Genomic DNA, 12913 nt, shown 5'->3' with positions numbered 1-12913 from the left:
CCATGACCACAGCAGCACCCACCAGCCCGTTCGCCGCACCGTCGCTGCGCTGCGACATCGTCATGAAGGGCGGCATCACCAGCGGCGTGATCTACCCCCGCGCCGTCTCCGAGCTGGCGAAGACCTACACGCTGACCAACGTGGGCGGCGCCTCCGCCGGGGCCATCGCCGCCGCCGCCGCGGCCGCCGCGGAGCTGGGGCGACACTCCGGCGGGTTCGAGGGGCTCGACACCATGCCCGACGAGCTGGCCTCCGTCGGCCCCGGCGGCCAGTCGAAGCTCGCCTCCTTCTTCCAGCCGACGGCGACCGCGGCGCCGCTCTTCCGCCTGCTGATGTCCGTGGCCGCGAAGAAGGACGGCAAGGGGGGCGCCCTGGTGGGTGGCCTGCTGCGGGCGTTCTGGAAGGAGGCGCTGGTCGGGGCGCTGCTGGGGCTGGTGCTGGTGGTGGTGAGCGCGCTGGGCGACGGGATCGCGTCGGCGGCGGGCATCGTCGGCGGCCTGCTCCTGTTGCTGCTCGGGGCGGCGGCGGGCCTGCTGGTGGGGGCTCTGCGGACGTTCGGACGTGTCGCCGAGGACGGGTTCGGCATGTGCACGGGCATGGAGGGCGTGGGCGCGGGCGGCGCCACGCCTCTCACCCCGTGGTTGTACGAGAAGATCCAGTCGCTGGCCGGCCGCGCCCCCGGGGCGGAGCCGCTGACGTTCGGCGACCTGCGTCGCGGCGGGGTGACGTTGCGCGTGATGACGACCAACCTCACCCGCCACCAGCCCATGGCGATGCCGTGGAGCACGCAGGAGTTCTACTTCGACCCCGACGAGATGCGCGAGCTGTTCCCCGCCGACGTGGTGGACTGGATGGTGGCCCATCCGCCCGGCCGTCGCCCGCGTCCGGCGCAGAGCGCCCCGTCAGGGCCCTCGGCTGAGTCCGTGGGCGGCAACGACCCGCAGGCCGACGGCGAGTCCCTCGAGAACCAGACGCGCCGGTTCGAGGGCCGCACGCTCCACCCCTGGCCCGCCCCGGACGACCTACCGGTGATCGTGCCCACGCGCATGTCGCTGAGCTTCCCCGTGCTGATCTCGGCCGTCCGGTTGTGGGCCGTCGACTACACCCTGCCGGAGAACCAACGTGCCGATTCGGCGACCGCCTCCGGCGAGGTGACGTTCTCCAGCGTGTGGTTCACCGACGGCGGCCTCTGCGCCAACCTGCCGGTGCACTTCTTCGACTCCCCGCTGCCGAAGCACCCCACGTTCGCGTTCAACCTGGGCGGGTTCCCCCCAGGGAGGGCGAAGTCCGAGGACCAGTCCGAGAACAGCTACCTGCCCACCAGCAACTCCGCCGGCCTCCAGCGCCCGTGGTTCGCGTTGCCGACGAAGGGGGTGGGGTCGTGGGTGTCGTTCGTGCTGATCATGGTCCACACCGCGCGCGAGTGGGTGGACGGCGCTCAGCTGGTGATGCCCGGGTACCGCGACCGCATCGTCACCGTGCATCACGACCACTCCGAGGGCGGCATGAACCTGTCCATGCCGCCGAAGGTGGTCACGGACCTCGCGGAGCGCGGGCGGCTGGGCGCGGTGAAGCTGGTCAACGCCTTCGCCGGTGATCGCCCGGGGGAGGTGCCCACGTGGGGATGGGACAACCACCGCTGGATCCGCTTCCGCACCGCGACGGCGGGGCTGGCCGGATGGCTCAACGGCTTCCACGGCAGCTATCAGGACACCACCTCCGGCGGCACCCCTTACGGCGACCTCGCCGGCCCCGGCGCCGACGCTCCCCTGCCTTCGTACCCGCTCTCCGGTGTGAAGCGCGAGGCGTTGAACGAGCGGACCGGTGAGCTGGTCGACCTGGCTGGGGCCTGGGGCGGGGCGACGATCCCCCCGGCCCCCAAGCCGGCCCCGCGGCTGCGCCTGGTGCCCGACGACGGCACCGCCGCCGGCCTGGACGCCCAGGACTGAGGCGCCGCTCCGGGGCTCCGAGGAGTCACGCCGACACGACGATGACCGCGGCGGAGTCCTCACCCCGTCGTCGCGGGGCGAGGGCGCTCACCGGCGGATCTGGTGCCGACTACGCCACCAGATCCGCCGACCAGCAGGCCGAACCCATTGCCGCGACACCCCACCCGGGTTACCGTGGCTGCCTGTCCACATCGAAGGAGATGGAACATGGCGACGCCCAAGAACACGATCTGCCTGTGGTTCGACAAGGACGCCGAGGCGGCGGCCGAGTTCTACGCCTCGTTGTTCCCCGACAGCCGGGTGGAGGCCGTGCACCGCGCCCCCGGCGACTTCCCCGGAGGCAAGGAGGGCGACGTCCTGACGGTCCACTTCACCGTCTGCGGGATCCCCTGCATGGGCCTCAACGGCGGCCCCAACTTCCCCCAGAGCGAGGCGTTCTCCTTCCAGATCGCCACCGACGACCAGGCCGAGACTGACCGCTACTGGGACGCGATCGTCGGCAACGGCGGGCAGGAGAGCGCCTGCGGGTGGTGCAAGGACCGGTGGGGGATGTCGTGGCAGATCACGCCTCGCGTGCTCACCGAGGCCATGGAGTCCGAGGACCCGGGCGTGTCGGAGCGGGCCTTCGCGGCGATGATGACGATGCAGAAGATCGACGTGGCGGAGATCGAACGCGCGGTCGCCGGAGACTGACGCCCCCCCGAGCGCGACCAGGGCGTGGATCGGGTCGCGGGGCAACGAACCGGTCGGCGCGCCGCGGTGCGCGGGAGGTCCGCGCCTTGTCGGGCCGCGGTGTCGCCCAGATACTGAGGCGCAGGGAGGCGACATGGCACCGCGGACCGCGTCACGGGCTGGACGACGCTCTGGGGGCGCGGCCGTCCGGTGGGCGATGGCGCCGGTCGTCGCGGCCCTGCTGTGGGGAAGCATCTCGCCGCTCGCCGTCGCCGCCCCGGAGCCGGCGTGGGCCTCCGCGGAGGACCTGGACGCCTTCCTCCGCGAGCGCATGGAGGAGATGCGGCTGCCCGGCCTGGCGGTGGTGGTCGTGGTCGACGGCGAGGTGCACTTCGAGGGCACGTACGGCGAGGCGCGGCCGGGTGTCGCGGTCACGGTGGACACGCCCTTCCTCCTGGGGTCCACGTCGAAGCAGTTGACCGGCCTGGCCGTCCAGCAGCTGATCGCCGACGGTGAGCTGGGCCTCGACACCCCCGTCGGCGACATCCTCACGGCCTTCGCGGACGTCGGGCCGCCGCACTCGGAGATCACCGTTGCGCAGCTGCTGGCGCACCGCTCGGGGCTGGCCGAGGTCGGCCTGGAGTGGTCGCCGTGGCCCGTGTCCGCGAGCCTCCAGGAGGAGGCGCGCCACCTCGCGGGGGTGCCGTTGGCGACGGCGCCCGGTGACACCTACGCCTACGTCAACGCGGGCTACACCGTCCTGGGCGCCGTCGTCGAGCAGGTGACGGGGATGCCGTTCGAGGGTGCGCTGCAGTCCCTGGTCGCGGAGCCGCTCGGGCTCACCGCCACGACGGGTGACCTCGCGGCGGCCGGGGAGAAGGGTCTGGCGGCGCCGTACTATACGTGGTTCCGACGGGTGAACGCGCCGACCCCCAGCCCCGCGGCACCGTACGCGGCCCCGTCGGCACTCCTCACCTCCACCGCGCGCGACCTCACCACCCTGCTCCGCGCGCACCTCGGCACCCCAACCGCCATGGACCCAGAGGTGCTGAGCGCCGCGCGCGAACCCCTCGGCGCGGCCGACGAGCACTCGGACTACGCCAGCGGGTGGCTGGTGCGCGGGCTGTGGGAGCTCACCGACGACGACGTGGGCTGGGACTCCCCGGACCGTCCCACCTTGTGGGAGCACGAAGGCAGCATCCCGCGGGCGCTGAGCTCGCTGTCCCTCGCCCCGGAGCTGGGGCTCGGGGTGGTGGCGCTCACCAACACGGGCGCGGGCACGGACCAGCCGGGTTGGTGGCGGTTCCGCTACGACCTGCATCACGCGATCCTGGGCACCCGCGGCCTCCCCGCACAGCCGGATCCGCTGGTGAGCGCGGCGCCGCTCCTCATGCTGGGGCTGCCGGTGGCGCAGGCCGGCACGTTGATCTGGTGGGCGGTCACGCGCCGCCGTCGACCCATGGGGAGGATCGCTTTCGGTGCGGCCGGGGTCGCGGTCGCGCTCGCGCTCGTCTTCGCGCTGGTTCTCGTGCCACCGCGCACGGGCATGCCGCTGCTCGACCATCGATGGATGTCCACGGTGCCTGACCTGGCGGTGTCGGTGGCGGCGATGCTGGTGCTGTCGGCGGTGTTCGTCGTGGCCGCGGTGGGCGGGGCGGTCCGTGGCCGAAGGCGGCCTCGACGCTGACGCTCCTCGCGGCCGGGCTCAAACAACGGACAGAGGGCGACCCCGCTCCCCGTAGGGGCAGGGTGACCCGGCTCCCCGTAAGGGCAGGATGAACCGGCCCGCCGGCGTACAATGGGAGCCCCGGTGGCTCCTCGAGCAGCCCCGACGCCCGCACCGTCCGCGCCCGCCGCGACTTTCCTCCTGACACCACCGGCCACGGTTCGGAGGATCACATGAGAAGGCTCATCACCGTCGTCCTCGCGGCGCTGCTCGCCGTCGTCGCCTTCCCCGCGACACCCGCGTCGGCCGCCCCCGCCTCACTGTGGCGCTCGGTGTGGGTGGACGCGTTCAACCCGGGCCTGTCGTCGGCTCAGCAGATCACCCAGGTGGTCGCCGACGCGAAGGCCGCCAACTACAACACCCTCCTCGTGCAGACCGCGCGCCGGTTCGACTGCTTCTGCAACGAGTCCACCTACCCGCGCAGCTCGACGATCGGCACGCCCGCCCCCTTCGACCCGCTCGCCGAGGTGATCCGCCAGGCCCACGCCGCCGGGCTGCGCGTGCACGCCTGGTTCAACGTGGGCACCCTGTGGAACAGCGCGACGGCGCCCGCCGACCCCGCCCACGCGTACAACGCCTACGGCCCGTCCGCCTCGGGCGGCAACCGCTGGCTGGACAAGCGGTACGACGGCGTGGAGATCGTCGGCGCCAACTCCTACGTGGACCTGGGCAACCCGGCGGCCGTGGACTACATCGTCGCGGGCGTGAGGTCGATCGTCGACAACTACGACGTCGACGGCGTCAACCTCGACTACATCCGCTACCCGGACCGCAGCGGCACCATCGCCGGCAACGACTGGGGCTACTCCGCGACCTCGCTGCAGCGCTTCGCCGCCGCGACCGGGCGCTCAGACAAGCCCCTGCCGTCGGACCAGCAGTTCGCGCAGTGGCGCCGCGACCAGGTGACCGCCGTCGTCCGCCGCGCCGGCCAGACGGTGGCCGCCGCGGACCCGTCGGTGGTGTTCACGGTCAACGCCGTCTCCTACGGCTACGGGCCCTCCGCCACCCGCACCTGGCAGCAGACCGAGCCCTACGTCAGCGTCCTGCAGGACTGGTACGGCTGGGCGCGCGCGAAGCTGGTCGACGCCGTCGTCGTGATGAACTACAAGCGCCAGCACGACACCGCCCAGGCCGCGATGTTCACGTCCTGGAACCAGTTCCTGGTGCGCGTGAAGAGCGAAACGGGCCGGCACATGGTCTCCGGCGTCGCGCTCTACCTCAACACCATCCCGAACTCGGTGGCCCAGGCGCGGGCCGTCACGTCGGCCGGGCTCGGCTGGTCCGGCTACTCGTACGCCAACGCCAGCCAGGCGGCGGCCGCCTCCACGTCCACGACGGTGAAGGCCGACGAGCGGCGCGCCCTGGCCTCCGCGCTGAAGGCGAGCGTGTTCCTCAGCCCGTCGTCGGTGCCGGAGATGACGTGGAAGCCGGACGTGGACGTCTACTCCACCCCCGGCTACCACCAGGTCAACGGCCGCGAGTGGCGCACCACGTGCGAGCCGTACTCGCAGACGGTGCGGTGCCGCACCGAGATCTGGGCCACGACGGTGACCTACACGGGCGGCCGGTACGTCAAGACCACCGCATGGGTGTTCAACAATCTCACGTACCTGCCGTACATGACCCGCGAGCAGTGGGGGGACAACCCGCTGGCCAACGACTCCGGCGGCCGGGTGTTCATCTCCGGCGGCCGGCAGTGGAAGACGGAGTGCGACACGGCCGTCACGGGTCGCGGCGGGTGTCGCAGCTACATCCTGTCGCTGGGGGTGGTGCAGGCCGCGCAGAGGGCCGACGGCACCTGGTACTACTTCCGCGCCGACCAGTGGGTGTTCAACAACATGGTGCGGTTCGAGCAGTAGCTGCGAGGTTCCGTCCAGGCGGCAATCCGCTGCAGGAGCGGGGGCTGGGGGGGAGGGGTTTGAGCCGATGGATGGGTTCGCGCGCGGCCCCCCGCGTGAGCTGAGCGTGGGCCGCGTCGCGAACCCATCCATCGGCTCAAACCCGTGGCACCATGGCCGCGTGAGCAGCGCAACCAGATTCGACGTCGCCGTGGTGGGGCTGGGGCCGGCCGGGCGGGCGCTGGCGTCGCGGTGCGCGGCGCTGGGGCTGCGGGTGCTCGCCGTCGACCCTCGCCCAGGCGCGGCGTGGATCCCCACCTACGGCATCTGGGGCGACGAGCTGGGGTCGCTGCCCGAGTCGGTGGTGAGGTCGCGGGTGGCGGGGCCCGTGCTCCGGGCGCACGGGGAGTACCGGCTCCCCCGCGACTACCTGGTTCTCGACAACGCCGCCCTCCAGGCCGCTCTCCCCCTCGACGGGGTGGAGGTCCGACGGGGGCGCCTCACCGACGACGAGGTCTCGGACCTGCGCGGCGAGGCGCGGGTGGTGGTCGACGCGCGGGGGGCGCGGCCGGGCGGCCTGGTGGCGGATGATCCCTCTCCCGCGCAGACGGCGTACGGGATCGTGGTCTCGGCCGACGACGCGGCCCCGGCCCTTCAAGGCGCCCCAGCCCTGTTGATGGACTGGCGCACGGACTGGTCCGCGGACGCCGAGCCGACGGGGACGCCGTCGTTCCTCTACGCCATCCCCTTGGGACAAGGGCGGATGCTGCTCGAGGAGACATGCCTCGCGGCGGCGCCGGGCCTGCCGATCGACGAGTTGAAGGCGCGGCTACGGCGGCGTCTGGTGTCGCGGGGGGTGGCGGAGGGCGTCGTCGACGCGCCGTTGGAGCGCGAGGTGGTGCGGATCCCCATGCGCGGTCGCGGGGCGCCAGCGGTGCCGGGGACGTTGGCGGTGGGGACGGCGGGTCGCGGCGGGAACCTTGTGACCGGGTACTCGGTGGCGCACTCGTTGGCGCGGGCGGGGAGTCTGGCTGGTGAGGTCGCGGCGAGGGTCGCGGGCGGTCACTCGGGCGAGAAGGCGGGGCACCTGGGGGGCGAGGTCGCGGGAGGTGAGGGTCGCGGCTGGGGTGACTTCTCTGTCGGCGGGTCGGAGCGAGTTGGCGCGGGGGCTCGGGCCGGGGCGGCGGCTCAGGCCCGGGCGGCGGGTCGGGCCGGAGCGGCCGACCCCTTCGGACCTGCGGACCTGTTCCGGGAGATGGGGCTGCGTGCGCTGCTGCGTCTGGACGTCGCGGGCACGTTGGGACTGTTCGACGCCTTCGGCCGCCTGCCGGCGTCCGCCCAGCGCGACTTCATGTCCCGCGACTCCACCGCCCCCGGGCTCGCCAAGGCCATGTGGGGAATGTTCGCCCGGATGCCGGTGCGCGACAAGGGTCGGCTCATCGCCGCGACCCTCGGCCCCCCGTCGCTCGGCTCCTCACGCCTTCCGCGTCGCGGACCACGGTCCTGAGGTTGGCCGACGGCGCGTCCCGCCGCCAAGTGGACCACTCACCGCCGGGCAGTCCGAGTCCTGCCTGCCCGCTCGCCCGTCGACCAGTCCGCCCGCCCGGGCTGGAGGCGCCTGCCTCATCGTTCCGCGCCTGCGCTCCAGGACAGGCGCCTACATGCAAGCCAGGCGCTTCCGAGGCGCCTGCACTGGAGCGCAGGCGTCCGCACTTAAGCCAGGCTCGCGGACTCAAGGCAGGCGCGCGGACATAGGGCTCGCACGGGGACCGGACGACGCCCAAGCCGCTGGGGGCCGCGAGCCGCACGCTGCGGTTCCTGTTCTTCCAGACCGATCCCCGGGGCCCCATCGGCATCGAGGGGCAGCCTGGAGGAACAGAAACCGCAGAAGTCGGCCAGCACACAGCGGGCCAGGCACGGCGGACACCCGCTCGACGCCCTCATCGGTGACGCCCGCAGCCTCGCAGCAGGGTCACCGGCGACGCGGCCGCCTCCCGCGCGCGGGCGGGCGCATCGTCTTCCCCGGCGCGGTCGCCTTCCGCGCCTTCTCCGCGGGCTTGGCCTCATCCCCGCGCTCGCGGGCCGACCGGGAGCTGTTCACCGTCCGGCCACGCACCACGCCGATGAACTCCTCGATCCACTCGCTGTCGTTGTCAGCGCGCCAAGCCAGCGCCACCGTCGTGGGCGGGGCGTCGACGACGGGGCGGTAGACCATGTCGCGGCGGCTGCCCGAGCGGGCCACGGACATCGGCACCCTCAGCACCGCCGCCGAGTAGCTCGCCAGCTCGATGCTCTCGGGCTCCGCGTCGTCGATCACGCGGACGTCGGCCAGGTCCTCCGCCGTCAGTTCGTCCAGGACCGTCAGCTCGTGGTCCTTCGACATCCAGGCCACCGGCACCTCGTCGTACAGCGGGATCGCGTGCAGGCCCTCGGTGGAGACGGGGAGCCGGACGAAGCACATGTCGACGGCGTCGTCGACGAGCGCCCGCCGCTGCTCCGGGACCGTCAGCTCCAGCACCTCCAGCGGCACCCGCGGGAACCGCTCCTCCCAGATCCGCCGCCACTTGGTCAGCGTCACCCCGGGCACGAAGCCGATGCGCAGGCCGGAGGAGGGGTTCGACGGTGTGTCCACCCGCGCAGGCTACCCCGCGACAAGCCGCGGCCCGGACGCAACGCCCCGGATCGCCAGCACCCGCCGTCGGCGCGCACTAGCGTGGACGCACGGAGGCCACACCATGGACACCACAGACTCCACCCCCGGCCCGGTCGCGACCGAGGCCCCGCTGCTCCCCGGCTCGATCGAGCAGTACGTCATCGCCGACGTGCCCACCTGCCACCCCGGCGACACCGTCGCAGACATCCGGGCGACGCTCGCCGGACGGGCATACGAGTCGGTCGACGAGGTGGTGGTCATCTCCGCGCCCGACGCCCACCTCCTCGGGCTCATCCCCATCGCCGCGCTGCTCGCCGCCCCCGGCCACCTCACCGCCGCCGACGTCATGGACGCGGATCCCCCCGTCATCCACGGCGGGTTCAACGAGGAGCAGGCCGCGTGGAAGGCGGTGCGGCACGGCGAGTCGAGCCTCGCCGTCGTCGACGATGACGGCCGGTTCCGCGGCCTGGTCCCCCCGACGCGCCTCATCGGCGCCCTCCTCCGCGACCACGACGCCGACTTCGCCCGCCTTGGCGGTTACCTGAGGTCGACGGCGTCCGCCCGGCGGGCCTTCGAGGAGCCGCTGAAGCGGCGACTGTGGCATCGCCTCCCGTGGCTGCTGGCCGGCCTGGTGGGGGCGGCGCTGTCGGCGTGGATGATGGGCGGGTACAAGGAGGCCATCGAGTCCGACATCCGGCTCGCGTTCTTCGTGCCCGGCGTGGTGTACCTCGCCGACGCCGTCGGAACCCAGACGGAGGCGCTGATCATCCGGGGCCTGTCGGTGAACGCCCACGTGCGGCGGGCGTTCCGTCTCGAAGCGCTCACCGGATTGGCGATGGGTCTCCTGCTCGCCGGGCTGGCGTTCCCGGCGGTGTGGCTCGCGTTCGGCTCGGTCAACCTTGCCCTGGCGCTCGCTTTGGCGCTGCTGGCTGCCTGCTCCCTGGCCACCGTCGTCGCGATGCTCCTGCCCTGGGCGATGGCGAGGGCCGGCCGCGACCCCGCCTTCGGCAGCGGCCCGCTGGCCACCGTCATCCAGGACCTGCTCTCCCTCCTGGCGTTCTTCCTCATCGCCGTCCCCCTCGTGGGGTGAGCGCCTGGGCATCGCCACCTCCCCGAGACGACGGCGCACGGCTAGGCTCACGGCATGAGCCAAACCATGAAGCCGCTCACCGCGGCCGCCAAGCTGGGCATCTACCTGCCCGCGGCGCCGGAGGAGTTCCAGACCACGCCGATCAGCCGCGACGAGCTGGACGCCCTCCGCGACAACCCGCCGTCGTGGCTCGTCGAGCTCCGCCGCAACGGTCCGTTCCCGCGCGACGTGGTCGCCCAGAAGCTGGGCGTCTCCCGCTCCGGTCTCGCCCGGGGCGGCATCACCGAGGCGTTGACCGCGGACCAGATCGGCGCCCTGATCGCCGACCCGCCAGGATGGCTGACCGACGAGCGCGAGACGCACAAGAAGGTGTTGAAGGAGGAGCAGGTACGCCAGCCCAAGTCCGGATCCTGGTAGGTAGCCGCCCCCGTCGGTGGTGTGGTTTGAGCCGATGGATGGGTTCGCGTATCGGCGCGCGCTCAGCCTGAGCGTGGGGCGCGCCACGAACCCATCCATCGGCTCAAACCACACCCACCCACCCACCCGCCCGCCCCGCCCACGCGGGGCGATCGGGCTACATGGCGCGGGTCACTGACCGGTGGAGTCCGGGTCCGCCAGGGCGCGCCGCAGGGCCGCGACCCAGGACGCTGTGAACGCCTTCATCGACGGCGCCGGCACCATGTCCATGCCGTGCGGCATTCCCGGCACCACCTCGAGCTGGACCGCCACGCCCGCCTCCTCGAGCCGCCGCGCGTACTCGAGGTCCTCGTCGTGGAACAGGTCCAGGTCACCCACGCCGATCCACGCGGGCGGCAGGCCGGTGAGGTCGCGGCGGCGGGCCGCGGACGCGCAGGGACGGTCCTCCTCCTCGCGCACCGGATGCCCGAGGAACCACTCCCAGGCGTGCCGGTTGTGCGACGGCGTCCAGAGGATCTGGCCGCGGTGACCGGGGTCGCGGTGGACCGTGCGGTCGTCGAGCATGGGGTAGATCAGGACCTGGAACGCGACGGGGACGCCTTCGTCGAGGGCGCGTTGCGTGACCATCGCGGCCAGGCCGCCGCCGGCGCTCTCCCCGCCCACCGCGATCCGTGATGGGTCGATCCCCAGGCGTTCGGCGTTGTCGTGCAGCCATCGGAGCGCGGCCATGCAGTCGTCGAGCGCGGCCGGGAAGGGGTGCTCGGGAGCGAGGCGGTAGTCCACCGTCGCGACGAGGATCCCCAACTCCCGCGACACCCGCATCCCCACCCCGTGGTTGATCGCCGCCATGCCCGTGATCATTCCGCCGCCGTGGATCCACAGCACGGCCCCCGACGGCCGGGCGCGCCCCGGCGGGTCGTACAGGAACCCGGCGCTCGAGTTGTCGAAGCGCTGCGGCACGGCGCCGCCGCGGACAATGGCGCGGTTGGCGAACTCCTCGACCTTCGGGCGGCGACGCGGACGCCGCCCCGAGTGCTCCTCGGGCAGCAGGTACAGCCACGGGGCGCGGAGATCCGGGGCCACCGCGTCGACGGCGGGGCGCCGCCGCTCAACGCGTCGCCGCAGGGCCACCGCCCCGGCTATGGCCGCCCCCGCTCCCAGGGCCGCGATCAGTCGTGCGCGCATCGGGTGCCTCCTCTTTCTCTACTCAAACCGCGGGCAGCCTTGCCGGCTTCAGGGGGCAACCAGGCGTGCCCGAGAGGCTAATTGTCACGCTGAGTGCCGTACTCGACCCTCAGCGTGACATTCAGGTCAGCCGGCGGGGGGCGGGGTGGCGTCCCCGTCGGTCGCCGGGGCTGGGGCGGCGGCGGGGGGCACCGACGCCGGTGCCGCGGGCGCGGCGGCCCTGGCGCGACGACGCCGGATCCACGCCCGGACGGGGAAGAACAGGATCAGCGCGGTCAGCCACAGCGGCGACGAGGCGATCAGCACCGTCAGCGTCACCGTCAGCACCTGGGCCGCGCCGCGGATGCCGCTCGTGATGGCGTCGACGAAGCCCCAGGACCCGCCGTCGGGCCTGACCACAGCCTGCGGCTCGGTGAGCTCCACCGACACCGTCGCCATCGCCGCCTGCCGCTCCAGCCAGGTGACCTGGGCGTCGAGCGACTCGATCTCGCCGCGGACGCGCCCCAGCTCAGTCTCGATGGCCAGCATCTCGGTGACGTTCTTGGCGGCCTCGAAGAACTCCCTCAGCCGCACCTCCTGGGCGCGCATGTTCTCCAGGCGGGCGGACAGGTCCACGTGTTCCTGGGTCACGTCGTCGGTGGCCTCGGACTGGTAGGTGACCTTCCCGATCTTGGCCACGTCCGCGATGAAATCCTCGTAGGCATCGGTGGGGACGCGGACGGTCACCCAGCCGCGCAGGGCGGTGCCGTCGCCGACGAGGTTGCCGCGCTCGTCGTAGTGGTACAGCCATTCGCCGTTGTCCGTGGCCACCTGCATGTTGACGACGGTGCCCTCGTACGTGCGCGCGAGGTCCTGGATGCCGGTCACGGCCTCCGCCGTGCTGGTGACTTCGAGCCGCATGGTCTTGTTGCGGATGATGAGGCGGTCCCCGTCGCCGCTGGTGTCCTCGTCGCCACCCTTCTCCGGCATCGCGACCCCACCGTCCTGCGCGGGCGCCGGCTCGACGGCGGGCATCTCCTCGCTGCTGGACCCGGCCCCGGAACACCCCGCAACCAGGACGGTCATGAGGATCGCGGCCACCACCGCCAGCACCCTCCGCAGCCACGTATTCAGCTTCATCGTGCCTCCTCGCAGGACTTCCGCCGGGCCGGAGGCCGGGCCGTCTCGACGGTGTCGCGGGCCGGATCTTCGGTGCATCGAGCCTACACCCGGCCCTGACCGGGACCCGTTGCCGGACGGCTCCTTACTCGCGTCCACTCAGACCTGGGCGCCAGTCCCTCGCCCACAGTGGGGCACTGGACCCCCGCTCGGGCGCCCACCCTGCGGTTCCTGTTCCTCCAGGCCGCCCGTCGTCGCCCCCATGGCGCCCGGGCATCCGTCTGG

The 12913-nt window shown here is 72.8% G+C and carries 10 protein-coding genes; 7 read left to right on the top strand and 3 right to left on the bottom strand.

Annotated elements, in window-relative coordinates:
* Positions 1–2 precede the first annotated feature (2 nt).
* The 5 genes from ACX1D3_RS03580 (at position 3) to ACX1D3_RS03560 (ending at position 7692) form a co-directional block, all read left to right on the top strand.
* Positions 3–1949 (top strand): patatin-like phospholipase domain-containing protein, encoded by a 1947-nt coding sequence (locus ACX1D3_RS03580; protein WP_458995612.1) that lies wholly within the window; start codon positions 3–5, stop codon positions 1947–1949.
* Between the two features lie 207 nt (positions 1950–2156).
* A complete protein-coding gene (locus ACX1D3_RS03575; RefSeq protein ID WP_458995611.1) occupies positions 2157–2642 on the top strand; it encodes a VOC family protein in 486 nt (161 codons plus the stop codon).
* Positions 2643–2775: 133 nt separating this feature from the next.
* A complete protein-coding gene (locus tag ACX1D3_RS03570; RefSeq protein WP_458995610.1) occupies positions 2776–4308 on the top strand; it encodes a serine hydrolase domain-containing protein in 1533 nt (510 codons plus the stop codon).
* Between the two features lie 212 nt (positions 4309–4520).
* On the top strand, positions 4521–6206 hold the full coding sequence (locus tag ACX1D3_RS03565; RefSeq protein WP_458995609.1) for a glycoside hydrolase family 10-like protein: 1686 nt from the start codon (positions 4521–4523) through the stop codon (positions 6204–6206).
* Positions 6207–6366: 160 nt separating this feature from the next.
* Positions 6367–7692 carry a lycopene cyclase family protein gene (locus tag ACX1D3_RS03560; RefSeq protein WP_458995608.1) on the top strand — a complete coding sequence of 442 codons (1326 nt, stop codon included), beginning with the start codon at positions 6367–6369 and terminating at the stop codon, positions 7690–7692.
* A 465-nt stretch (positions 7693–8157) separates the two neighbouring features.
* On the opposite strand, the gene ACX1D3_RS03555 is transcribed toward ACX1D3_RS03560, so the two are convergent.
* Complete coding sequence (locus ACX1D3_RS03555; RefSeq protein WP_458995607.1) at positions 8158–8817, bottom strand: LysR substrate-binding domain-containing protein; 660 nt, start codon at positions 8815–8817, stop codon at positions 8158–8160.
* Positions 8818–8920: 103 nt separating this feature from the next.
* Between ACX1D3_RS03555 and ACX1D3_RS03550 the strand changes: the two genes are divergently transcribed.
* Both ACX1D3_RS03550 and ACX1D3_RS03545 read left to right on the top strand, forming a co-directional pair.
* A complete protein-coding gene (locus ACX1D3_RS03550) occupies positions 8921–9928 on the top strand; it encodes a magnesium transporter (RefSeq protein ID WP_458995606.1) in 1008 nt (335 codons plus the stop codon).
* Positions 9929–9982: 54 nt separating this feature from the next.
* Positions 9983–10345: a DUF5997 family protein gene (locus tag ACX1D3_RS03545; protein ID WP_458995605.1), complete on the top strand. Its 363-nt coding sequence runs from the start codon at positions 9983–9985 to the stop codon at positions 10343–10345.
* 171 nt (positions 10346–10516) lie between these two features.
* Here the strand turns inward: ACX1D3_RS03545 and ACX1D3_RS03540 are convergent, their stop codons facing one another.
* Positions 10517–11530: an alpha/beta hydrolase gene (locus ACX1D3_RS03540; protein WP_458995604.1), complete on the bottom strand. Its 1014-nt coding sequence runs from the start codon at positions 11528–11530 to the stop codon at positions 10517–10519.
* A 126-nt stretch (positions 11531–11656) separates the two neighbouring features.
* Positions 11657–12649 (bottom strand): DUF4349 domain-containing protein, encoded by a 993-nt coding sequence (locus ACX1D3_RS03535; protein ID WP_458995603.1) that lies wholly within the window; start codon positions 12647–12649, stop codon positions 11657–11659.
* Between the last annotated feature and the right edge of the window lie 264 nt (positions 12650–12913).

The organism is Tessaracoccus yangjingae (genome assembly GCF_054483935.1).
This window is presented reverse-complemented; position numbering and strand designations above follow the sequence as displayed.